Here is a 23041-nt window from a genome sequence, read left to right as displayed (position 1 = left end):
CTTGTTGTGGCCCTCTGTAAACCCCATAATGTGCGCCATGAAACTCGATTCAAAATATTTCGACCGCATCAGAACGCGCCCGAGGGGGGAAGCGCGCGTGGAGCCGTCTGCGCCTGTGTGCCAGTGGGACGGCTGCGACAAGAAAGCGGTGCATCGGGCGCCGGTCGGGCGCAATGCCGAAGGCGAATATTTCATGTTCTGCTTCGAGCATGTGAAGGAATACAACAAAGGGTACAATTACTTTTCCGGATTATCCGATACCGAGATCGCCCGCTACCAGAAGGAAGCGATCACCGGTCATCGTCCCACCTGGACGGTCGGCGTCAACAAGAACTCCCGCAACGGCCCGACGCAGTCGCAGATGCGCTCCGGCAGCGCCGGCGCGCAGGCCCGTATGCGCGATCCGTTCGGCTTCTTCAACGAGGCGCGCGCCCGGCAGGCCCGGCACGAACCGCGCCTGCGCAAGCTGAAGACGCTCGAGGCGAAGGCCTTTGAGACGCTCGGGGTTGCGGCCTCGGCGACCGCCGCCGATATCAAGGCCGCCTACAAGGAGCTCGTCAAGAAACACCACCCCGATGCGAATGGCGGAGACAGGGGATCGGAAGACCGCTTTCGGGCGGTTATTCAGGCCTACCAATTGTTAAAACAGGCTGGTTTCTGCTAACAACGCGGATTATGACAGAAAATACTATTTGCAGGCGCATGCGCGGGTGCCGTCCGGCGGCCGCTCTGGAGTTGTGATGAGCAAGATTGACCTCGACATTTCCAACCTCCCTGACACGACGATCTCGGTCCGGGAGGTTTTCGGCATCGATACGGATTTGCGCGTTCCCGCCTATTCGAAGGGCGACGCCTATGTGCCCGATATCGATCCGGACTACCTCTTCGATCGTGAGACGACGCTCGCCATCCTCGCCGGCTTCGCCCATAACCGCCGCGTCATGGTTTCAGGTTATCACGGCACCGGCAAGTCGACCCATATCGAGCAGGTCGCGGCGCGTCTCAATTGGCCTTGCGTGCGCGTCAACCTCGACAGCCATGTGAGCCGTATCGACCTCGTCGGCAAGGATGCGATCGTCGTCAAGGACGGGATGCAGGTGACCGAGTTCAAGGACGGCATCCTGCCCTGGGCCTACCAGCACAATGTCGCGCTCGTTTTCGACGAATATGATGCCGGTCGTCCGGACGTCATGTTCGTGATTCAGCGCGTGCTCGAATCGTCCGGTCGCCTGACACTGCTCGACCAGAGCCGTGTCATTCGTCCGCATCCGGCCTTCCGGCTCTTCGCGACCGCCAATACGGTCGGCCTCGGCGACACGACCGGGCTCTATCACGGCACGCAGCAGATCAACCAGGCGCAGATGGACCGCTGGTCGATTGTTACCGCGCTCAACTACCTGCCGCACGACAAGGAAGTCGACATCGTCGCCGCCAAGGTCAAGGGCTTCGTCGCCGGCAAGGGACGCGACACGGTCTCGAAAATGGTGCGCGTCGCCGATCTCACCCGTGCCGCCTTCATCAATGGCGATCTGTCGACGGTCATGAGCCCGCGCACGGTGATCACCTGGGCCGAGAACGCCTATATCTTCGGCGACATCGCTTTCGCCTTCCGGGTGACCTTCCTCAACAAGTGCGACGAGCTGGAGAGGGCACTGGTCGCCGAGCATTACCAGCGCGCCTTCGGCGTCGAGCTCAAGGAGAGCGCCGCCAACATTGTGCTCGAAGCAACCGCCTGAGGCCTCCCGAAGCTCCGGCTCGGTGACAAGCCGGCCGCGACCTTGAAGCGGGAGGTTTCATCCCGCTCCAATCCCATTTAGAATCGATGCGCTCGGAGATGTCGGCCAGTCCGGCTGAAGAAGGAACTGTCGTGAGCTCGAATTCCAAGGCGAAGTCGCAAACGAGGGAGAACGCCGCCGAACCGTTCAAGCGGGCGCTTTCCGGCTGCATCCGCTCGATCGCCGGCGATGCGGAGCTTGAGGTCGCCTTTGCGAACGAGCGGCCCGGAATGACGGGCGAACGCATCCGTCTGCCGGAGCTTTCCAAGCGCCCGAGCCGGCACGAGCTGGCTGTCGCGCGCGGGCTCGGCGATTCGATGGCGCTGCGCAAGGCCTGCCACGATGCCCGCATCCACGCGACGATGTCGCCGCAGGGGGCGGATGCGCGCGCAATCTTCGACGCCGTCGAGCAGGCGCGCGTCGAGGCGATCGGTGCGCTCAGAATGCCGGGCGTTGCCGATAACCTCTCCTCGATGCTCGATGAGAAATACTCCAAGGCGAACTTCGCCGCGATCGACGCCCAGGCGGACGCGCCGCTCGAAGAAGCAGTGGCTCTGATGGTGCGCGAAAAGCTGACCGGCGAGAAACCGCCGGCGTCCGCCGGCCAGGTGCTCGACCTGTGGCGCGACTTCATCGAGAAAAAGGCTGGCGGCGACATGCGCAACCTTGCGGCCGCGATCAACGACCAGCAGGCTTTTGCCCGCGTCGTGCGCGACATGCTGGCCTCGATGGATGTCGCCGAGAAATATGGCGAGGACGACATCGAGCCGGACGAGCAGGAAAGCGAGACCGACGAGGATCAGCCGCGCAGCCAGGAGCAGGACGAGAACGCGAGCGAAGAGGAGGAAGGCTCCGACGCCGCGCCCGCCGAGGAAAACCAGTCTGCCGAGGAGCAGATGGAAGAAGGCGAGATGGACGGCGCGGAGATATCCGATGACGATCTTCAGGACGAGGGCGACGAGGAGAGCGAGACGCCCGGCGAGGTCAAGCGCCCGAGCCACCCCTTTGCGGATTTCAACGAGAAGGTCGACTACACGGTCTATACCCGGGAGTTCGACGAGACGATTACCGCCGAGGAGCTTTGCGACGAGGCGGAGCTCGACCGCCTGCGTGCCTTCCTCGACAAGCAGCTCGCCCATCTGCAAGGGGCGGTCGGCCGTCTCGCCAACCGGCTGCAGCGCCGGCTTATGGCGCAACAGAACCGGTCCTGGGAGTTCGACCTCGAAGAAGGCTATCTCGACACCGCCCGCCTGCAGCGCATCATCATCGATCCGATGCAGCCGCTCTCCTTCAAGCGGGAGAAGGACACTAATTTCCGCGATACGGTGGTGACGCTGTTGATCGACAATTCCGGATCGATGCGCGGTCGGCCGATCACGGTCGCGGCCACCTGCGCCGATATTCTCGCGCGCACGCTGGAGCGTTGCGGCGTCAAGGTCGAGATCCTCGGCTTTACGACCAAGGCGTGGAAGGGCGGCCAATCGCGCGAGAAGTGGCTTACCGGCGGCAAGCCGCAGTCGCCCGGGCGTCTCAACGATCTGCGCCACATCGTCTACAAATCCGCCGATGCGCCCTGGCGCCGCGCCCGCCGCAATCTCGGACTGATGATGCGCGAGGGCCTGCTCAAGGAGAACATCGACGGCGAGGCGCTGATGTGGGCGCATGACCGCCTTCTGGGGCGGGCCGAACAGCGGCGTATCCTGATGATGATCTCGGACGGCGCGCCGGTCGACGATTCCACGCTGTCGGTGAACCCCGGAAACTACCTCGAACGGCATCTTCGCGCGGTCATCGAGCAGATCGAGAGCCGCTCGCCGGTCGAACTTCTGGCGATCGGCATCGGCCACGACGTGACGCGCTATTATCGCCGTGCCGTAACTATCGTCGATGCGGACGAGCTCGCGGGTGCGATGACGGAGCAGCTTGCCGCGCTCTTCGAGGACGAGAGTCTGCATCGTCGGCCGGGCCGGGCGCGTCGCGCCGGTTAATGGTTGGGCGGCCGATGCCGCCCATCCGTCATCTTCCGTTTTGCGGCTGTCCGCATTGCCCCATCCACGGAAAGCCCCTCGTTCTCATCGCACCGTGCTTGCCCTGTCCGGGAAGGTCCCTCCTCAGATGCTCCGCCGAAGTCTCGTCGTTCTTTCTCTGTTGGTTTCGGCTGCCGTCGCCCGTGCGGAGCCGATCAGCGAAATTGTTCAAGTCACGAGCCGGCAGATCCCGCAGTTCAAGGTGGGTTCCGACGAGACGATGTTCGGCTCGCTCGAATTCATCGGCGGCATTGAAATGACCTCGGCCAATCCGCTGTTCGGCGCACTGTCGGCGATCAGGTTCCGTGCGGATGGTAATTCCTTCGTCGCCGTCATGGATACCGGTCATTGGGTCGAGGGCGCCGTCACCCGCGATGATGCAGGCAAACTAGAGGGCCTCACCAATCTGACGGTCACATCGATGACCGATGGCAACGGCAAGGCGCAGCTCGAAAAATGGAGGGTGGATTCCGAGGGGCTGGCATTGCGCGACGGCCAGGCGATCGTCAGCTTTGAGCAACTGCCTCGCATCGAAGTCTATCCAGATCCCGGTTTCACCCATGCAAAACCCGTCGGGCAGTTGGCGCTGCCGTTTCCCGCGCGGGAGCTGCGCGGCAATGGCGGCCTGGAGACGATTGCGATCGCGCCGAAGAACGGTCCACTCTCGGGCGCCGCGGTCATCGTCTCGGAGCGCAGTGTCGACGAGGCGGACAATCTTCTGGCGGGCATCCTGGAGGGCCCGATGAGAGGTGTCTTTACGGTCGTCCGCGAGGACCCGTATTCGGTGACCGACGGCGCCTTCCTGCCCGGTGGCGACCTGCTTCTCCTTGAGCGTCGCTTCAATCTCGCCTCCGGCCTCGGCATGCGCATCCGCCGGATCGCTGCGGCCGACATCCGCCCGGGCGCGGTGGCCGACGGCGAGGTGATCCTCGACGCCGACATGAGCTATCAGATCGACAACATGGAAGCTCTCGATGTTGTAGCGCGCCCGGCCGGCGAAATCCGGGTGATCGTCCTTTCCGACGATAACCATTCGATCCTCGAGCGCAACCTGATGCTTGAATTCCGGCTCGCCAAATGAAACGGGGCCGATCGGCCCCGTGGGCTTCAGGCAGTCGCCTTCGCGGTGGTCGCCTTCGCCGCGGCTGGCATCGGTTTGATGACACTCATCAGCGCGCCATAGGGCAGCAGCAGGACGATGCCGCAAAGGATCTTGACCGCGAGATCGCCGAGCGCCCAGGAGATCCAGCGCGGTGCATCGACGGTCAGCAGACCGAGCACTGGAGCCGCCTCCAGCGCGAAGCTGTCGTTCGGGCCAAGGAACACGAAAAACGGCGCGAAGGCGAAGGAGAAGAACATCGCCGTGTCGAGGCCGGAACCGATGAGCGAGCCGGCGAGCGGCGCGCGCCACCAGGTCTGACGCCTGAGCCTGTTGAAGACGGAGATGTCGAGAAGCTGCCCGAGCAGGAAGGCCGAACCGGAAGCGATCGCAATCCGCGGCGTTGCAGCGAGGAAGGAAAGCACGACGGCGACCGCGAAGCCGGCAACGACGACGCGGCGCGCGATCTGCGGGCCGAACTGACGGTTGGTGAGATCGGTGACCAGGAAGGCGAAAGGATAGCTGAAAGCGCCCCAGGTCAGAAGATCGCCGAGTTGCATGCCGGCGATCGAACCCGGCAGCGGATACTGGACAAGGAAGTTCGAAGCGACGACCACGAGGGTCATCAGCGCGACATAGATGAAGAACGTGCGGTTGCTCAGCATTTTTTTATCCTGGGTGATGCCACCAGCGAGGGAAACCTTAGCCGGATGGCGGAAGCCCCGGCCCTAATGCGACGACACGAGAAAAAGGCTTGCCGGGCGAACCGCAAGCCTTCTCAAGCTTTGTCGGAAGCGCTGGCGCCAATCAGGCGGCTTCAGCGACCTTCTTGACGATCTGACGACGCAGCAGGCGCGCGCGCATGCTGAGTTCGTTCTCGTCGGCCTTCAGCAGGAAGGCGTCGAGGCCGCCGCGGTGCTCGACCGAGCGCAGAGCAGCAGCGGAAACGCGCAGGCGGAAGCGCTGGCCGAGAGCATCGGAGATCAGCGTGACGCTGCACAGGTTCGGCAGGAACTTGCGCTTGGTCTTGTTGTTTGCGTGGCTGACATTGTGGCCCGACTGGACGCCCTTGCCGGTCAATTCGCAACTACGGGACATGGTACACCTATTCTCTTTATCGCCGCCGGACAATGCGGTAGCGGGCCCAGAGCCCAGGCCGCGTTCCTGTTGGCCATTATTGGAAAAGTCGCGGTTCTATAGTCAGTGACGGGGCGCCAGTCAAGCCAAACCTGCGCATTCCCGAAAAACCAGCGCTTTTCCGCGAAGCTAGGTCTAAAATAACATCTGCTCTTCGAGGCACAAGACCCGTTCCAAGCCGCTCGAGGATGCGCTAGTTCTTTCTGGTACGATCAAGCGCGGGATTTTCGGCGAGCGGCCTAGAAAAGCCGCAAACCGCCTGCATTTCAAGGGATTGCGATAGCAAGGAATGATGGGGCACTGGGCATGAAGTTGCGCATGGGTTTTCGCGCGCCGGCACTCCTGGCCGCCGTGATGTTTTCCACAAGCTCGTTTGCAGCGGATGTCGAACATCAGACGGATTACAGCATCGCGCTGGCGGGGCTGCCGGTGGCGCGGGCGTCGTTCCACACCGAGGTCGAAAAGAATCGCTATACGATTTCGGGAACTCTGAATTCGGCCGGGCTCGTCGACATCATCAGCCGCACCAGGGGGCAAACGCGTGTCTCGGGGGTGATCGGTCGCGACCGTCTTCGCGCCTCCGAATATTCGATGTCCTATCGCAGCGGCCGAAAGGAGCGCGCCATCAATGTGAGCTTCCGCAACGGCAACGTCGTCCATGCGAGCATGGTGCCGAAACGCAACCCCCTGCCGAAGAACTGGGTGCCGGTGACGAGCCGCGACATGCGCAATGTGCTTGATCCGCTTTCGGGGCTAATCATTCCGGCGAGCAGCCGCGTTTGCCCGAACACGTTGCCGATCTTTGACGGCGAATCGCGGCTCGACATCAAGCTGTCGCCCAAGGGGACGAGGAACTTCAGGACCAAAGGGTTCGAGGGGGAAGTGATCGTCTGCGGCATCCGCTTCGTACCGAAGGCGGGATACAGGAAGGGGCGGGAGGACGTCGAGTATTTGCGCCGCCTGGAAACGATGGAGATCTGGTACGCGAAAGCGAACGGCGTCGACGTCTATGCTCCGGTCTATGCCCGCATACCCACAAAGATTGGACCGGTCACGGTTTCCGCGACGCGATTCGGCGGTTGAGGCGCCGCCCCATATGGTTTGGGCGTCCGCCCAAGTCGCCTCTTTCCGGAATCGCGCAAGCGCGATAGATCAGTGACAGTCGAGTGAGTGCCGGTGGAGCCCGCGGAGGCTGTTTCGCGATTGGCCTCGACGATACGATGACATGCGGGTCCGGCGTGCTCGGACCGCACGAGGGGCAGGAATGAAGGTCAAGGCAACACTGATCGGTTTCTCCGCGATCCTGATGTGGTCGCTGCTGGCGCTCTTTACCGCTGCGTCCGGCAAGATGCCGCCGTTTCAGCTTTCGGCCATCTGCTTCCTTATCGGCAGCTTGCCAGGAATCATCGTGCTGGTGTCGAAGCCAGAACGCCTGGCTCTTCTGAAACAGCCGGCAAAGGTCTGGGTCACCGGCGTTGCCGGCCTTTTCGGCTATCACTTTCTTTATTTCACGGCGCTTCGCAATGCGCCGGCCGTGGAGGCGGGGTTGATCGCCTATCTTTGGCCGCTGCTGATCGTCGTCGGCTCGGCGTTGCTGCCGGGCGAAAGGCTGCGCTGGTACCACATCGCCGGCGCGCTCGCCGGTCTTTGCGGCACGATCCTGATCGTTGCCCGAAACGGCATCGCCTTCGACGGCGCCTACACGCTTGGCTATGGCGCAGCCTTCCTCTGCGCCTTCACCTGGTCCGGCTATTCACTGATCACACGGCGCTTCGGCGCGGTGTCGACCGACGTCGTTACCGGCTTCTGCTTGGCGACCTCCGTTCTGTCCTTCTTCTGTCATCTCGGCCTTGAAACGACCGTCTGGCCGCAGACTGCCTTCGAGTGGCTCGCGGTTGCGGGGCTTGGCCTTCTCCCGGTTGGCGCGGCTTTCTATGCCTGGGATTTCGGCGTGAAAAACGGCGATATCCAGTTCCTGGGTGTGGCGAGCTACGCCGCACCGGTGCTCTCGACCTTGATCCTGATCCTGTTCGGCTTCGCCGAGCCGTCCTGGCGGATCGCGGCCGCCTGCCTGCTCGTGACCGGCGGCGCCGTGCTCGCGGCGAAGGACATGATCTTCCGCAAGGGCAAGGCCGCGGCGCAGCCGGCGGAGTAGGATCACCCCTCAGGCGGCCGCCAATCGGGCGGCGCCATCTCGAAGGCGGAGAAGTCGAAACCGGGTGCGACGGTGCAGCCGACGAGCGTCCAGTCTCCGAGTGATGTGGCGGACTGCCACCAATCGGCGGGAACGACGTGTTGCGGCCGCTCTCCGCCGGGGAGGTCCGGGCCGAGCCGGACGCGTGAAGCAGGCTTTCCCGGTTCGGCAATGCCGAGCTCGAGCGGCGAGCCGGCGTAATAGTGCCAGATCTCGACGGCGTCGCGGACGCGGTGCCAGTGCGAGCGATCGCCCCTCTCGAGGAGATAGTAGATCGCGGTCGAATGGCCACGCCGGCCGCCGGCCGGATCGCGGAATGTCTCACCGTACCAGCCGCCTTCCGGATGCCGGACGAGCCCGAGCATCTCGATGATCTCCGCAGCCGTCATTGCCGGCGACGTGGTCATCTAGAAATTGTCCTTGCGCTTGCGAATCTCAGCGAAAACCGCTGCGTCGCTCGCCTTCTCCATGCCGAGATTCGCGCGAATCCTCGGGTCGCCGGCGCGCAGGAAAGGGTTCGTCCGCTTTTCAAGGCCGATCGTCGTCGGCGCGGTGAATCCGCCGTCCAACCGGGTCTCCTCGATTTCCGCGGCGCGTTCCTTGAGCTCCTTGTTTTCCGGGTCGACGGTGACGGCGAAATGGGCGTTGGAAAGCGTGTATTCGTGGCCGAAATAGACGGCGGTGTCGTCGGGAAGCGCCATCAGGCGGTTCAGTGATTGCCACATCGTCTCGGCCGTACCTTCGAAGAGCCGGCCGCATCCGAGCGCAAAAAGCGTGTCGGCGGCAAAGAGCAGCTTGTCTTGAGGGAAATGGTAGCAGATGTGACCGGCCGTATGCCCCGGGGTTTCAATGATCTCGACCGGATGGCCGGCGAAGTCGAAGCGGTCGCCGTGGCCTACGGTCCTGTCGATGCCGGGAATCTTCGACGCCTCGTTCTTCGGGCCGATGATCGTCACGCCGAAGCGTTCCTTGAGGCTTACATTCGCGGCCACATGGTCGCCATGATGATGCGTCGTCAGGATATGCGTCAGTTGCCAGCCGCGCCGTTCGAGCGCGTCGAGGATCGGCTGCTCCTCCGGCGCATCGATCGATGCCGTGGCGCCGCTTACGCGGTCGTGGAGAAGCACACCGAAATTGTCGGTGCGGCAGAGGAAGAGGTCGAGTTCGAGCGCCGCCATCGCTTGGTCCTCCGATCGGGTATGGGTAGCGGGGTCGAGGAAAACCGCTCGCACGGTCCCGCTCTAGCGAATGTAGCGAGGCTCGCCTTGAAGTCTACTGCCTCAAGGCTAACATGTTGCCCATGCACACCGATATCGTCGATCTCCGCCAATTCTACCATTCCGAACTCGGCCGCATGGCGGAGCAATCCGTCAGCATGGCCCTCGCTTCGGTCTGGGCGCGCCTGCCGGAGGAGCGGCTCGTCGGGCTTGGCTATGCGGTGCCGTATCTCGAGCGCTTCCGCGCCGACACGGAACGGACTTTCGCCTTCATGCCGGCGGGCCAGGGCGCGGTAAACTGGCCGGCTGCCGAGCTCTCTTCGACCGCGCTCGTCTTCGACGAGGAATTGCCGCTGCCGGATGCCTCGATCGACCGCGTGCTGATGGTTCATTCGCTGGAATTCGCCGAGAGCCCGCGCGAGACAATGAAAGAGATCTGGCGGGTGCTTGCACCGGGAGGGCGCCTCGTGATCGTCGTGCCGAACCGACGCGGCGTCTGGGCGCGAATGGAGCACACCCCCTTCGGCTCGGGTCGGCCCTATTCGCGCGGACAGCTGACGGCGCTGTTGCGCGAAACCAACTTCACGCCCGGCGCGACGGCCGAGGCGCTGTTCTTCCCGCCCTCGAAGCGCAAGCTGGTTCTCCGCCTCCGTCACGGCATCGAGCGCTTCGGCCGGTCGCTCTGGCCGGTCTTTTCCGGCGTCATTATCGTCGAGGCGCAGAAGCGGCTCTATCAGGGCTTGCCGGTGGCCGCGCGTGCTTCGCGCCGAGTCTTCGTTCCGGTGCTGGCGCCGCAGGGTGTGCCCAGCACGCGCAGTCGATCGTAGCTCGGGCGTGTTTTCGCGCTATCCCCGCATCGACGCGGCCCACGTCGCACTCGACAAATATCGCCGGCCCCGGTATTGGCTGGACCGCATTCCTCCCGCGAAAGCTGAGCCGATGAACCTTGTCTCGAAGAGCCCTGAGCCGCGTCCCGGCATATTGGATATCGCCGCCTATGTGCCGGGCAAGGAACATGCGCCGGGCGTCGCCAACGTGCACAAGCTGTCGTCGAACGAAACGCCGCTCGGGCCGAGCCCGCGCGCGATCGACGCGTTCCAGCAAGCCGTGTTCACTCTCGAGCGCTATCCGGACGGCCAGGCGCATGCGTTGAAGGACGCGATCGCCGCCGTTCACGGCTTGAACCCCGCCAATATCCTCTGCGGCAATGGTTCCGACGAGTTGCTCGGCCTTCTTTGCCACACTTATCTCGCACCCGGCGACGAGGGAATCGTCACCGAGCACGGCTTCCTTGTCTACAAGATTCAGATCATGGCGGCCGGCGGCACGCCCGTGACGGTCAAGGAGCGGGATCAGCGCATCGATGTCGATGCGATCCTCGCGGCCGTGACGGAGCGGACGAAGATCGTATTCATCGCCAATCCGGCGAACCCGACGGGCACCTATATTCCGCTGGACGAGGTCCGTCGCCTGCATGCGGGGCTTCCGGCCGGCGTGCTGCTGGTGCTTGATGCGGCTTACGCGGAATATGTCCGGCGCAACGACTACGAAGCCGGGCTTGAACTTGTGTCCGGCAATCGTAACGTCGTAATGACGCGAACCTTCTCGAAGATCTACGGGCTTGCAGGCTTGCGTATCGGCTGGATGTATACGCCGCGCCACGTGGTGGAGGCGGTGGATCGTGTGCGCGGCCCCTTCAATCTCAACGCGCCGGCGATCGCGGCCGGTGCGGCGGCGATCCGCGACCAGGCCTTCGTCGCCGCGGCCGTCGATCACAATCTCACCTGGCTCGCAAGGGTCAGCGAGGCGCTTACGGCGGTCGGTCTTCGCGTCACCCCGTCGGTGACCAACTTCGTGCTGGTCCACTTCCCTGATGAAGCGGATAAGTCGGCCGAGGAGGCTGATGCGTTCCTGACGAGCCGCGGCTTCATCCTGCGTGCGGTCGGCGCTTACGGCTTTCCCAATGCGCTGCGCATGACCATCGGCTCGCAGGAGGCGAACGAAGGCGTGATCGCGGCGCTCAAAGAATTCATGGGACGTAAATGATGGCTCAGCAATTCGAAACCATCGCCCTTATCGGCATCGGCCTGATCGGTTCGTCGATCGCCCGGGAAATCCGCGAGAAGCAGCTTGCCGGAACGATCGTCGTCTCGACGCGCAGCGAAGCAACGCTGAAGCGCGCTGGCGAGCTCGGCCTCGGCGACCGCTACACGCTTTCGGCTGCCGAGGCGGTGAAGGACGCGGATCTCGTCATCGTCTCCGTGCCCGTCGGGGCCTCGGGCGCCGTGGCGGCGGACATCGCCGCGCATCTGAAACCCGGAGCGATCGTCACCGACGTCGGCTCGACGAAGGGTTCGGTCATCGCTCAGATGGCGCCGCACCTGCCCAAGAGCGTCCATTTCGTGCCCGGCCACCCGATCGCCGGCACGGAGCATTCCGGACCGGACGCCGGCTTCGTCGGGCTGTTCCGCGGACGCTGGTGCATCCTGACGCCGCCGCCCGGCACTGACGAGGAGGCGGTCGCCAGGCTGCGGCTCTTCTGGGAAACGCTCGGCTCGATGGTCGACGAGATGGATCCCGAACATCACGACAAGGTGCTGGCGATTGTTTCGCACCTTCCGCACATCATCGCCTACAACATCGTCGGGACGGCCGACGATCTGGAGACGGTAACCGAGTCGGAGGTGATCAAATATTCGGCGTCGGGCTTCCGCGACTTCACTCGTTTGGCGGCTTCGGACCCGACCATGTGGCGCGACGTCTGCCTGCACAACAAGGACGCGATCCTGGAAATGCTCGCCCGCTTCTCGGAGGATCTGGCTTCCCTGCAGCGCGCGATCCGCTGGGGCGACGGCGACAAGCTGTTCGACCTCTTCACCCGCACGCGAGCGATCCGCCGGTCGATCATCCAGGCCGGCCAGGATACGGCCATGCCGGACTTCGGCCGGCACGCCATGGACCAATAATAGGACCGCTTCATCAGTTGCCGCTCACAGCGCCGGCAGTACGCCCACCGGAATGAAGGCGAGAAAAGCGGTGCCGTCGCGCACGTTGAGCTTGACTGTCGCCTCGTTCCTGCCGCCTGCAAGCGCGTTCAGCATGTTGGCGATGTTGTTGACGAGATCGGTCTCGTCGGGAGCAATCTTAACGAGGTTTTCCCGCCAGGCATCGATATTCGCGATGGTCAGCGAAAACTCCCCGGAGATCAGCCCCTGATCGTCGACCGAGAAGGGTCCGGAGAGCTTGGCGGTCATTCCCGAGCCGGCGTCGAGCGTCAATTGACGCAGTTCCCCGCTGGCGCCGCGAAGCATATCAGACGAAAAGGCGCCGGCCTGCAGCCACTCGGCCTTGCCGGCGACCGTCAGATCCATCGCGATATCGGCGGGCGGGGCGAGGCTCGGTCCCTGGTCCGGGCGCAGGTCGAGCTTGTCGATGCTGAGTGCCGCGTCGAGATCGCCACCGTTCTGGCGCAGATGCACCTCGCCGTGGCTTGCGCCGAAGCCGAGGCCTTTGCCTGTCAGGGGCGAACGCGCGGTGCCCGTCAGGTTGTCATAGGCAAGCGAAGTTCGGTCGATACCCGAAAGGGTCGCCGCAAGGCTTGCGTGCAGCAGCGTCCAGTCGGCCGACACCGTTACGCCCGGCGAGACGCGGATTTCGGCGGGGCCGTCGAGTTCGATGACGGCCCGCCCGGGCTGGTAGACCTGCGCAGCCGATCTCAGGGCGCCGAAGGATGCGGAGGCGCCGCGGCGCGTATCGTCGAGGCGCACCTCGTTGCAGAAGAGACCGATGCGGAACGGAAATCCCCGTACCTCCATGTCTGTGCATTCGCCGCCGAGGCCGCTCGCCGGCCTTTCGGTAAGATAGGCCGTCAACCGTTTCTCGATTTGGTCCGCGGCAAGGAACCAGCCGGCGGAATAGAGGCCGCCGACGAGCACGACGCCCGCCGTGAGCCAGAGAAACTTCCTGGCGACGGGCGAGCGGTTGGCGACTGCGGTTAGCGTCATGATATCGACTACTCCATTTATAGTCGGGAGCGGCCTTTCGGGTGGCCGGTCCCGATGCGGCGAACTAGCGTAGGTCGCGTTCGTGACTTGGACTGCTTCAGCCAGAGCCATAAACGGGGTCGCTGTAGCACCTTGAATCGCTAAATGTTTTTTCCTTAAATCGGGTCGATTTAAGGAAACATGCAGTAGAAAATTCGGCTGAGCCGCAGGAGGCCGACACGTGATTCGGCGCCCGACAGGCAGCAAGGTTAGATGGCAGCGGATATGGACGAATTTTGGGTCTTTGGCTACGGGTCGTTGATGTGGAATCCGGGGTTTCGCTTCGAGGAGAAGTGGACGGCGCGCGCCTTCGGCTACCGCCGTTCGCTTTGCGTGCATTCCTGGGTGCATCGGGGAACGGAGCGCCGCCCGGGCCTCGTGCTCGGGCTCGACCATGGCGGCTCCTGTATCGGCACGGCTTTCCGCGTGGCATCCGCGGAAAAGGCTGACGTGCTCGATTATCTGCGCGAGCGCGAACTGGTCACACGCGTCTACAAGGAACGGACGATGCCGGTACAGCTTGCCAACGGACGTCGCGTGCCGGCGCTTGCCTATGTGATTGACCGCAACCACGTCCAGTACGCCGGCGCGCTGACGGCTGCGGAAGCGGCGGCGACGGTCGCGGTCGCGGTAGGCAAGTCCGGTCCGAATAGTGAGTATGTCCTCAACACGCTCGCGCATCTCAGGGAAATGGGCATCCGCGACCACTGGCTCGAGGAAGTCGCGACGAGCCTGAACGCCGGCGCGGCCGCTTCGGCACAGGTCCAGATCCGCTGATCCCGGCCGAAGCACGGCCGAAGGATCACAAACGATCGGCACCCTTTCCCTGTTATTCCGCTTTGGCTCTAAGTTCGCGCAGCCGTTGTTCCGCGCTAGGCGGCAGCGGCAGGTGCGGATTAGCGTTTACGGTTTCGATCAGAAGTTCATCGCTTGCGGCCTCGGTCACCTCCACCAGCTTCGCGAGAAATTCGTCCGGGTCCATGCCGGCCTCGATCGGCGGCAGGATACGCACCCTGAAATGGCCCGGGAAGCGCAGGAACTTGCGCCGCGGCCAGAACAATCCCGGATGCATGGCAACAGGGACGACCCGCACCTCCAGGTCTCGATAGAGCCGGGCAATGCCGTATTTATATTCCGGCGGCGCGCCGGGCGGCCGACGCGTGCCCTCCGGATAGATAATTAATTGCCGCCCCGCCGCCATTTCCCGCTTGGTGCGCTCCATCACCTCAGTCATCGCCTTGCCACGGGCGGCACGGTTCACCGGCACCATGCGCTGCTTGATAATGTACCAGCCGAACAGCGGTATCCAGGTGAGCTCGCGCTTGAGAATATAGAAGGGGTCTTCGAGCCAGGGCAGAAGTGCGTAGGCGTCCCAGAAGGACTGATGCTTGGGCGCGAAAATATAGGAGCCCCTCGGAATGTTCTCGACGCCTTCGACCTCGAAGGTCGTGCCGACGATCTTGGCGAGCAGCCAGTGATTGCTTCGCACCCAGTTCTTTGGCACGAACCAGGCCGCCTTGCGCGGCAGCAGGAAGTAGATCGGCGTCAGCACGATCATCTGGACGATCAGGTTGGCATAGAAGACCAGATTAAAGAGGATCGAACGCAGGATGATCATCTGGCAGGCTCTCGATGGGGTGCGAAAACTTCGGCCGATCAGCCGATTGCTTCGCTGCCTACACGAATATGCGATCGAGGAAAACAGTCTCGCGCCAGAGCGCATGAGAAGAGTGGGAGCTTCGCTCATCGGCCACGCCGATCGCCTTCTCCCGCGGAACCATTACTCTTCGGCGGGAGTCACCCGCGAGGGCTCGGTCCTGAGCCCGTTCGCCGAACGCCCGCCCACCATCTCGCGAATGGAGGCGATCGAGTATTTGCCGTATTCGAGCAGAATGGCCTTCAGCACGAGCGGATTGCGCAGCCAATTGGTCGTCTTGAGATCGGAATTGACGACGGGATAGGCGATGAACTTCGCTTCCGGTCTCGCGCGACGCAATTCGAGCAGGCTGCGCGGCATATGATAGTTGTTGGTGACGACGAGGATGGTCCTGTAGCCCCGGTCATGAATCCACTGCGAAGCTTCGGTTGCATTGCCGATCGTATCGACCGCTTCGTGGCCGATGTCGACGCAGCATTTGAAGAGGTCGGCCGAGCTCTGGGTATTGCGGCGGATCTGGCTTCTGGTCGTCGTCGGATGTACCCCGGAGATCAGCAGCCGCTCGCCGGCTCCGGCCTTGAGCAGGTCCACCGCCTGGTTGATCCGCTGAAAACCGCCTGTGAGGACGACGATGGCATCCGCCTTGGGGGTGGCCGGCGGCTGCAGCGAGGCAACCGTGTCGGCGAACTGCAGGAAGCCGGCAGTGAAAATGGCGAGGAAGGCGAGAAGCACGAAAAAGCCGCGGCGGAGAATCTTGCGCAGGAGGCTGCGGGACCGACGGCGGCGCGCGGCCCGCTCCAGCCATTTGCCCCTTTCGATCATTCCGCTCTCGCGTAGCTCTTGCGCCATCATGATTCTCTTCACATAGCCGCAGATTGCGGCAGGGAATAGATCGATTGCGGGCGATTCATGGCATTAGGCCTTCCCGGTCATGAAAGGCCCTAGCCCTGATAAGTATCCGTTCGGCCCGGGTCCGACCGGATGAGGTCGATCTCGTAGATGGTCCGCATGACGGTCAGGCGCGCCGTCAACGTCGTCAGCAGCGCGATGACGACGATGATCGCGAGAATGCCGAGATACCCCGTATAGCCGATGGCAAAGGTGCCGAACAGCGCCGTCGCCTGGTCGGTTTCCGGGGTCGCGAGCGTTTGCGATTGCCAGAAGCTGGCCATGGCAAAGCACAAGGCTGCAAGAAGCCCGCCGGCGCCGGCGCCCTTCAAGCTGATTCGGAGGAAATGCTTTTGAAATTCGGAAGCGACGAAGCCCGCCTCCGCGCCGACGAAGTGCAGCACCTCGACGATGTGACGGTTGCCGGAGAGCGCGCCGCGGGTCGCGAAGACGACCGTGAGCACCATGGCGGAGAAGACCAGCACCAGGACGCCGGTTCCGATCATCGTGGTCGTGTCCGCCATTGCGACCAGGCGATCGACCCAGGTGCGGTGGTCGTCGAGAAAAGCCTGCGGAATGGTCTCCGTCAGCGCTTGGCGCATCGCCACGAAATCGGGAGGGTTGTTCTCGTCGATCGTTATGACGACAAGTCGCGGCACGGGCAGTTCGTTGAGGTCCAATCCACCCCCGAGCCAAGGTTCCAGGAGGCGCGCCGTCGCCGCGCGGTCGATGATGGTGCCGCCCGTCGTGCCGCTGAAGGTCAGCGCCAGGTCGCGCGCATCCGCGAGCGCCTTCTCCATATCGAGGTTGTCGTCGGGCTTGATCTGGATGGTGATCTCCCGCGAGATCTGCGACTGCCAGCTTTGCGCCGTCGCCCGCACCATGCTGACGCCGCCGAGCGTCAGGCAAGCGAGGAAGGACATGATGGCGATGACGCACATCAGTGCGTTGCCGGACACGTTGGCCGACGGCACGATCGGCCCGGTCGGGCGTACGCGCATCTCGGTGCGGCGCTGCTGCGGCGGCGGGGCAGGGTCGCGGCGGGGGACGCGATTCTCATTCATAGATGTCAAGCCGCCCCTGTGACAGGATCATCCGGCGCGCCTCGACCTGATCCATGAGCGACAGGTCGTGTGTGGCGATCACCACGGCTGTTCCAAGCCGGTTCAATTCCAGGAAAAGATTGAGAAGGCGGCGCGCCATCGGCGGGTCGACGTTGCCAGTAGGCTCGTCGGCAAGCAGAATTTCCGGCCGGTCGATGAGCGCCCGCGCGATTGCGGCGCGCTGCTTTTCTCCGCCCGACAGGACCGGCGGGAGCACGTTGATGCGCTCGCCGAGCCCGACCCACTTCAGAAGTTCGAGCACATCCGAGCGATAGCTCGCCTCTTCCTTGCCACGGACCCGAAGCGGCAGCGCGACGTTTTCATAGGTCGTCAGATGGTCGAGTAGGCGGAAGTCCTGGAAGACGATGCCGACGCGGCGGCGCAGCATCGGGAATTCCTCGCGCGGGATGGAGGAAATGTTGCGATCGAACATTCGGATCAGTCCGCGTGTCGGCCTGAGCGACAGGAAAAGCAGCCTCAGCAGTGTCGTCTTGCCGGCGCCCGACGGACCGGTGAGGAACTGGAAGGAACGCCGCGGGATGTCGAACGTCAGGTCCCGGAGGATTTCCGGTCCCATGCCATAGCGCAATCCGACATTCTCAAAGTGGATCAATGGGACAGCCCTAGTCTCTCGTCACGCCCTCGACATCTGCCGCAAGCCGATCACCGCATACAGCGCCGCGTTCTTATCAGACGCGCAAAGATCGCTGCAGCACTTGGAGCCGCTGCGCGCTCTTATCCTTAAATCGGCGCCGATTTAAGGATACATGCAGTAGGGCAGCGCGCTTGCCAATGCAAAGCCGCGCGGCACTATGGTTAAGCAAGGGTTAATTTTCAATGAAAAGACGCCGCTTTCGCGGCCCCTTTCCGAAACATTAACCATTTTGGTTTACGTGTCGTCAGGATTTGATGCAATGCCCTGTTTCTTGCAGGGGTGGGGCGCGGCATTGCAGGAAAGCAGAAGTGCCATGGCGAGCTTGCATGTGGGCAAAAGAACTCGCACGGCCGCGACGGGAGACCGCCCATGCAGGCTTTTCGCGCAAGAACCAGGGGCATCGACCTCATTCCGCCGGAGCGGCGGCCGCGTTCCAACGCCGCCGCGGTTAGACCTCTCGACTATATCGACGTCGAGTTCGAGACCATCGCCGCTACTGTCCGCCGCAGCCCTTATCCGGTCTTCAACGACAATCGGCGATCCGCCGGCAGGCCAGTCCTGCGCCCCACGACGGTGCGCGGGAACGAGGGCGTGGCCGAGCGGGTCCTCGCGGCAGTCGAGGCGAGACTCAGCGTCATGCCGTCGCGGCGTTTCGCCGGTTTGGTCGCGGGCCTTGCGCTCTCCGCCTTCCCACTCGTCGCCGGATTCAGCGGTGAGGGGCAGGCCGACATGCATCCGCTCGCGATCGAAGGCATCAGCGCGTCGATGGATTATTCCGGCGGGATGCGGGTTCTCGCCGTCTACGGCAGGATCGACAACCGTTCAGCGACCGACCAACGTCTGCCGCCGGTCGTCGTCGACGTGACCAGCAATGGACGCAAGGTGACATCGACGCGGTTGACGCTTGAGGGGGCGCCGATCGCGCCCGGCGAGAGCCGCCATTTCGTGACGCGGCTTCCTTATGCGGGTGGAAAAGAGCCGGACGCAGCGGTTTCCTTCGCCGAAAACAGTGTTTCCGATCACTGATTGTGCTACTGCATGATTTTATTCCTGAATCGGTTCTGATCGAAGGAATCGTGCAGTGCGAAGGGAGGGCCGGCGTTCTTCCTGGCGAGATGGAGAAACCCGCATGCCTGTCGTCCGCGGCAAGAATATCGAAGTCCTTTACAGCGCCGAAACGATCGCTGCGCGAAATCGGAAAATGGCCGAGGAGATCGTTCGTGGGCCGCACAAGGACCTTCTCGTCATCTCGATCCTGAAAGGCTCCTTCATCTTCGCAGCCGATCTGATCCGCGCCATGCATGCGGCGGGACTGGCACCGGAGGTCGAGTTCATCACCCTGTCGAGCTACGGCAAGGGCACCGAATCCATGGGCGTCAGGATTACCAAGGATATCGATAGCGACGTGCACGATCGCGACGTGCTGCTGATCGACGACATTCTCGAATCCGGCCGGACGCTGCGCTTTGCCAAGGATCTGCTCCTGGAACGCGGCGCGCGACACGTCACGATCGCGGTGTTGCTCGACAAGCGAGAAAAGCGCCGTGTCGATCTGGAAGCGGACTATGTCGGCTTCGAATGCCCGGACCATTTCGTCGTGGGCTACGGGATGGATGTCGCCTATGCCTTCCGGGAACTGCCGTTCGTGGGTGTGGTGACGGGCGACGCGGAATAGCGCCTCTCGGCGGTCGTCCCGATCTGCGCAAGTCAGCCGTAACGACCCGCCCTGTGCGGGCATCCTCTGTCGAATACAACTCCATCCGTAAAATGCTTCCGATCGTGTTTACCGAAAGCAAACGAAAAGCTGTTTGTTTGAAGAGGCATCGCGACCAGGTAGATCATTGGTCCGGCGCTTAGGTTCAATGAAGGAGCGTCCTTGATATGCAGGGACGCTAGCGCTCCGTGAGAGCGAGCACGGGAGGCCATCATGGCGAGAATCCTGATTACTGAGGATGAGGATGCCCTGCGCTCATTTGTGGCGCGGGCGTTGCGACTCGATGGGCATGAAACCGTGGAAGCCGGCGATGGAGCTGACGGGCTCGCCTGCCTTCGCGATCAGTCGTTCGATCTGCTATTGTCCGATATTCGCATGCCGGTCATGGACGGCATCGAGCTTGTGCATCAGGCATCGGCCGCATTTCCGGCGTTGAAGATCCTGCTGATGACCGGCTATGCCGAGCAGCGCGAGCGTGCCGACGACCTCTCCGGCAAAGTTGTCGACGTGATCGCCAAACCCTTTTCGCTGCCGGACATCCGCAAGGCCGTTGCCTTGGCGCTCGCCGCCTGACGGCGCTTTCGCGCGAATTTAACGCGCAAAGCGGCGCTTTGCCCTCACTCTAACTTCCCGCACGCGGGGAGAGGGGGACTAGGCGGCGCCACGGTTCTCGCGGCGCCACGGTTCTCCTCGTCCCGTTTTGGGGGGAAGGTGGCCGGCAGGCCGGATGAGGGGCGCTTCACCAACGGAAGGCGCATCCCCAACTCGCATCCGCCAAGGTCATCACCGCATGTCGAGCAATCGTTCGAGATATTGCCGCTCCGCCTCCGGCGACAGGTTGTCGCCGAGCTTGCGGCGGATCTGTTCGAGGATCTGACGCGCCCGTTGCGTGTCGATCTCGTCCGGCACTTTCACACTCTGTCCGAAGTCGGGGCCGATATTCTGCTGGCGCCGTCCGAGCGGGTCGCGCCCGTTCTGGCCGTATTGCGGAACACCTTGCCCGGGGCCCTGTCCCTGCTGCGCCTGCATCTGGTTCATCATCTCCTGCGCGCCTTCGCGCAGTGCCTGCAGTGCGCGGCCCTGGTTGCCGACGGCCTGCTCGCCCTGGCCCTTGCCGAGAGCATCGGCTGCGCCTTCCATTTCGCGCTGAGCCTGGCCGAAGCCCTTGCCGGGCTGAACGCCGAACTCCTGAAGGCCCTTTTGCAACTCGCCCAATTGCTTGCCGAGTGCCTCCTGCTGCTGCTTGAGCTGCTTCAAGGCTTCCTTCAACTGTTCGGCGGTCATGTCGTCGAGCGGGTTGGGCTCGCCGTTTGGATCGCCCTGCTGTCCGGGGTCCTGAGGCATGTCCTGGCCGAAGAGCTCGTTGTCCTCGCCGTCGAGCGGGTCGCCGCGCTGCATCCGATCGCGCAGTGCCTGGTCCAGTTTGAAGGTCTCGTCCATGAGCTGCTGTTGCTGCTGCATCAGCTGGCCGAGCTTATCCATCTGCTGGCGCATGGCGCTGTTCTGCTCACCCATCTGCTGCATGCGGCCGGCCTGGAGATTGTTCATCATCCGCTGCAGCTCGGAGAGCATTTGCCGCGCCTGGTCGCGCGCGCCGGAGCGTGCGAGATTCTCGATCTGGTCCATCATCTTTTCCAGATCCTGCTGGCGCAGCACATTGTTCATATCGGGATTCGCGGCCATCGCGGGGTTTTTCGCAGCCTGTTCCGCGAGTGCCTGCATGTATTCCTGCATGGCCTGGCGCAGTTCCTGCATCAGTTTCGCGATTTCCTCATCCGAGGCATTGCGCTCGAGAGCGTCGGAGAGCGCCTGCTGCGCATCGCGCAACCGGCGTTCGGCGAGCGACAGGTCGCCATCCTCGATGCCGAGCGCGATCTCCCACAGATGGTCGGCGGCATCGCGCAGCATGTCGTCGTTGTGGGCGAGCTGCATGCGCGAGCGGGCCGATTTCAGCAAAAGGAAATGCGTGAGGTTGGGGATGGTCTGCTCGGGATAGAGCGTCAACGCGTCATTGAGGTCGATCGCGTGTGGCAACTGGTTGGCATCGAGCGAGAAGACCTGCCGCTCCTCGGCAACGGCGGCGGCGAGCGGTTCGAAGAACCGGCGCGCCGGAAGGGCCATTTCCTGCGGCACGCTTCGGCCTTCCTGCCCGGCGGCATCGCGGGCGACGAGCGTGATGCGCACGCGCTTTCCGGAAAGCGGATGCTCGCTCAAATTCCGGCTCGTCGTGGCCTTGGCTTCGCGGGCGTTGCGGCGCGGAAGATCGAGGCGGTATTCGGGAGGGGCATAGAGCGGCCGTGCATTCTTCGCCGGCTCTTCGAGCGGCTTGATCTCGGCCCAGGCCTGGGCGATGCCGTAATCGTCCTGGGCGAGGAAACTGATCTCAAGCGAGGAATTGGCTGTAGGCCGCGGTGCACCGTCGAAGGCGATCGCCGGGACGCTGTCCGGGGTGATCTTGAAGGTCCAGCTCTGGCCGCCGACGGAGAGCGTTCCGTCCTTGGTGATCCGATAGAGATGGTTGCGCGCGGCGTTCGGCGCTGCCTCCGCCGTTTCCGTCTTCGGTGACGCTCCTGCCTTGGCCTCCGACGTCGGGATGATCGCCGGCTCGGCGCTGCCCGACTCAGCATAGCTGACCGTCTCCTCGGCGCCGCCACCGGTTATCCGCACCGTGAGATCGCTGAACTGCGGTATCGTGATCGGCCCCTTGTCTTCCTCCGCTGCCGCCGTGTCCGGTCGGCCAGTCAGGAAAATCGGCGCGCGTCCGGTATAAGCGGGCGGCGTTACCCAGGCGTCGATGCGGATATCGGACGCAAGCGTCTGCTGCTCGGGCAGACGGAGCGCATCCGTCACCAGTCCCGCGCGGTTCGAGTAGGAATAGGCGAAGGCGATGAAGGCAATGAGGACGGGGACCGCCCGCAGCGCGAACCGATCGTGCCGCGCGATGTCGGGACGCGGCAGGCCGGTATCCAGTCCGCGGACCATCCGTGCCATGCGGGCCTGATGCTCGCGCCAGAGGGCGGCACCGAATGCGCCTTCCGTCGCCGGCACGTCGTCCTGAACACGGATCGCCTGATGGGGCAGCCGGTTACGGTCTTCCAGCATCCGGTCGGCCTCGGCCGTTTCCGGCCAGCGGATGCGGGTGAGCGGCAAGAGCGAGAAGAACAGCCCGGCAATGAAGGCGAGAAGGACCCCGGCATGCAGCCAGAACGGCGCGACCCGGAAGAAGCCGAGCCAGCCGGCGGAGAGGAAGAGGAGAACGAGCGAGGCCGGGAGCAGGATGCGCGGCAGAACCTCTTCGGCCAAAAGGACCAGGCGAGCGAAGAACCGCTTGGCCGCCAGCATCCTGGCGAAGGACTGCGGTCTTGGCGTTTCATCCTGCCGGAATTGCGTCATCCGCCCAAATTCCCTTTCGATCCCGTAGACGGCTTTGGATCACAGTCGCAACCGATTCAAGGTCAGAGCGGGGTGCGGGCAGAAAAACCGCTCACACTTTTCCTTTAATGCCACTCCAGCGATCCTCGCTCAGAATAAC

General features: G+C 63.3%; 23 protein-coding genes. 13 read left to right on the top strand and 10 right to left on the bottom strand.

Annotated features, from left to right (window positions below; all coding sequences use genetic code 11):
- Window positions 1-28: 28 nt before the first annotated feature.
- From AYK65_RS13575 to AYK65_RS13560, 4 genes are all read left to right on the top strand, one after another.
- Window positions 29-664 carry a J domain-containing protein gene (locus AYK65_RS13575; RefSeq protein ID WP_026616335.1) on the top strand — a complete coding sequence of 212 codons (636 nt, stop codon included), beginning with the start codon at window positions 29-31 and terminating at the stop codon, window positions 662-664.
- 76 nt (window positions 665-740) lie between these two features.
- Complete coding sequence (gene cobS, locus AYK65_RS13570) at window positions 741-1736, top strand: cobaltochelatase subunit CobS (protein WP_026616334.1); 996 nt, start codon at window positions 741-743, stop codon at window positions 1734-1736.
- A gap of 98 nt (window positions 1737-1834) precedes the next feature.
- Window positions 1835-3763, top strand: coding sequence for a cobaltochelatase subunit CobT (gene cobT / locus AYK65_RS13565; protein ID WP_046116615.1), 1929 nt, complete (start codon window positions 1835-1837; stop codon window positions 3761-3763).
- Window positions 3764-3890: 127 nt separating this feature from the next.
- On the top strand, window positions 3891-4883 hold the full coding sequence (locus tag AYK65_RS13560) for an esterase-like activity of phytase family protein (protein ID WP_046116453.1): 993 nt from the start codon (window positions 3891-3893) through the stop codon (window positions 4881-4883).
- Window positions 4884-4909: 26 nt separating this feature from the next.
- Here AYK65_RS13560 and AYK65_RS13555 read toward each other — a convergent pair whose 3' ends face one another.
- Both AYK65_RS13555 and rpmB read right to left on the bottom strand, forming a co-directional pair.
- Window positions 4910-5566: a VUT family protein gene (locus AYK65_RS13555; RefSeq protein ID WP_046116452.1), complete on the bottom strand. Its 657-nt coding sequence runs from the start codon at window positions 5564-5566 to the stop codon at window positions 4910-4912.
- A gap of 142 nt (window positions 5567-5708) precedes the next feature.
- The gene (gene rpmB, locus AYK65_RS13550) at window positions 5709-5999 is read right to left on the bottom strand and encodes a 50S ribosomal protein L28 (RefSeq protein WP_081158742.1); all 291 of its coding nucleotides are present in this window, start codon (window positions 5997-5999) and stop codon (window positions 5709-5711) included.
- Window positions 6000-6344: 345 nt separating this feature from the next.
- On the opposite strand from rpmB, the gene AYK65_RS13545 reads away from it, so the two are divergent.
- Both AYK65_RS13545 and yddG read left to right on the top strand, forming a co-directional pair.
- Window positions 6345-7121: a DUF3108 domain-containing protein gene (locus AYK65_RS13545; protein ID WP_046116451.1), complete on the top strand. Its 777-nt coding sequence runs from the start codon at window positions 6345-6347 to the stop codon at window positions 7119-7121.
- Between the two features lie 181 nt (window positions 7122-7302).
- Complete coding sequence (gene yddG / locus AYK65_RS13540; protein ID WP_081158740.1) at window positions 7303-8193, top strand: aromatic amino acid exporter YddG; 891 nt, start codon at window positions 7303-7305, stop codon at window positions 8191-8193.
- A gap of 2 nt (window positions 8194-8195) precedes the next feature.
- On the opposite strand, the gene AYK65_RS13535 is transcribed toward yddG, so the two are convergent.
- Together AYK65_RS13535 and gloB are read right to left on the bottom strand one after the other, a co-directional pair.
- Window positions 8196-8639 (bottom strand): cupin domain-containing protein, encoded by a 444-nt coding sequence (locus tag AYK65_RS13535; RefSeq protein WP_046116449.1) that lies wholly within the window; start codon window positions 8637-8639, stop codon window positions 8196-8198.
- Window positions 8640-9410 (bottom strand): hydroxyacylglutathione hydrolase, encoded by a 771-nt coding sequence (gene gloB, locus AYK65_RS13530; protein ID WP_046116448.1) that lies wholly within the window; start codon window positions 9408-9410, stop codon window positions 8640-8642. It abuts the gene before it with no gap.
- A gap of 113 nt (window positions 9411-9523) precedes the next feature.
- Between gloB and AYK65_RS13525 the strand changes: the two genes are divergently transcribed.
- From AYK65_RS13525 to AYK65_RS13515, 3 genes are all read left to right on the top strand, one after another.
- On the top strand, window positions 9524-10276 hold the full coding sequence (locus tag AYK65_RS13525) for a class I SAM-dependent methyltransferase (RefSeq protein ID WP_046116447.1): 753 nt from the start codon (window positions 9524-9526) through the stop codon (window positions 10274-10276).
- 112 nt (window positions 10277-10388) lie between these two features.
- A complete protein-coding gene (gene hisC, locus AYK65_RS13520; RefSeq protein ID WP_081158875.1) occupies window positions 10389-11495 on the top strand; it encodes a histidinol-phosphate transaminase in 1107 nt (368 codons plus the stop codon).
- On the top strand, window positions 11492-12415 hold the full coding sequence (locus AYK65_RS13515) for a prephenate/arogenate dehydrogenase family protein (RefSeq protein ID WP_026616323.1): 924 nt from the start codon (window positions 11492-11494) through the stop codon (window positions 12413-12415). The genes hisC and AYK65_RS13515 overlap by 4 nt, the downstream gene beginning before the upstream one ends.
- Before the next feature lie 24 nt (window positions 12416-12439).
- Here the strand turns inward: AYK65_RS13515 and AYK65_RS13510 are convergent, their stop codons facing one another.
- Window positions 12440-13453 carry a DUF2125 domain-containing protein gene (locus AYK65_RS13510; RefSeq protein ID WP_046116446.1) on the bottom strand — a complete coding sequence of 338 codons (1014 nt, stop codon included), beginning with the start codon at window positions 13451-13453 and terminating at the stop codon, window positions 12440-12442.
- A gap of 252 nt (window positions 13454-13705) precedes the next feature.
- On the opposite strand from AYK65_RS13510, the gene AYK65_RS13505 reads away from it, so the two are divergent.
- Window positions 13706-14269, top strand: coding sequence for a gamma-glutamylcyclotransferase (locus AYK65_RS13505; RefSeq protein ID WP_046116445.1), 564 nt, complete (start codon window positions 13706-13708; stop codon window positions 14267-14269).
- Window positions 14270-14321: 52 nt separating this feature from the next.
- On the opposite strand, the gene AYK65_RS13500 is transcribed toward AYK65_RS13505, so the two are convergent.
- The 4 genes from AYK65_RS13500 to ftsE all read right to left on the bottom strand — a co-directional run bounded on the left by AYK65_RS13500 (window position 14322) and on the right by ftsE (window position 17717).
- On the bottom strand, window positions 14322-15110 hold the full coding sequence (locus tag AYK65_RS13500) for a lysophospholipid acyltransferase family protein (RefSeq protein WP_046116444.1): 789 nt from the start codon (window positions 15108-15110) through the stop codon (window positions 14322-14324).
- A gap of 162 nt (window positions 15111-15272) precedes the next feature.
- Complete coding sequence (locus AYK65_RS13495) at window positions 15273-15971, bottom strand: YdcF family protein (RefSeq protein WP_046116613.1); 699 nt, start codon at window positions 15969-15971, stop codon at window positions 15273-15275.
- Between the two features lie 119 nt (window positions 15972-16090).
- Window positions 16091-17101, bottom strand: coding sequence for a cell division protein FtsX (locus AYK65_RS13490; RefSeq protein WP_046116443.1), 1011 nt, complete (start codon window positions 17099-17101; stop codon window positions 16091-16093).
- The gene (gene ftsE, locus AYK65_RS13485; RefSeq protein ID WP_234706515.1) at window positions 17094-17717 is read right to left on the bottom strand and encodes a cell division ATP-binding protein FtsE; all 624 of its coding nucleotides are present in this window, start codon (window positions 17715-17717) and stop codon (window positions 17094-17096) included. Before ftsE ends, AYK65_RS13490 begins: the two co-directional genes overlap by 8 nt.
- Window positions 17718-18164: 447 nt before the next feature.
- On the opposite strand from ftsE, the gene AYK65_RS13480 reads away from it, so the two are divergent.
- The 3 genes from AYK65_RS13480 to AYK65_RS13470 all read left to right on the top strand — a co-directional run bounded on the left by AYK65_RS13480 (window position 18165) and on the right by AYK65_RS13470 (window position 20082).
- On the top strand, window positions 18165-18821 hold the full coding sequence (locus AYK65_RS13480; RefSeq protein WP_081158738.1) for a hypothetical protein: 657 nt from the start codon (window positions 18165-18167) through the stop codon (window positions 18819-18821).
- A gap of 103 nt (window positions 18822-18924) precedes the next feature.
- On the top strand, window positions 18925-19470 hold the full coding sequence (gene hpt / locus AYK65_RS13475) for a hypoxanthine phosphoribosyltransferase (protein WP_026616315.1): 546 nt from the start codon (window positions 18925-18927) through the stop codon (window positions 19468-19470).
- Window positions 19471-19722: 252 nt separating this feature from the next.
- Window positions 19723-20082, top strand: a complete 360-nt coding sequence (locus tag AYK65_RS13470) for a response regulator (protein ID WP_046116441.1) — start codon at window positions 19723-19725, stop codon at window positions 20080-20082.
- A gap of 210 nt (window positions 20083-20292) precedes the next feature.
- On the opposite strand, the gene AYK65_RS13465 is transcribed toward AYK65_RS13470, so the two are convergent.
- Window positions 20293-22902: a TIGR02302 family protein gene (locus AYK65_RS13465; RefSeq protein ID WP_081158736.1), complete on the bottom strand. Its 2610-nt coding sequence runs from the start codon at window positions 22900-22902 to the stop codon at window positions 20293-20295.
- Between the last annotated feature and the right edge of the window lie 139 nt (window positions 22903-23041).

Origin of the sequence: Ensifer aridi, assembly GCF_002078505.1 — a bacterium.
Lineage (GTDB): Bacteria > Pseudomonadota > Alphaproteobacteria > Rhizobiales > Rhizobiaceae > Sinorhizobium > Sinorhizobium aridi.
The sequence above is the reverse complement of the archived record's forward strand: the minus strand, read 5'-3'. Positions and strand labels throughout refer to the sequence as shown.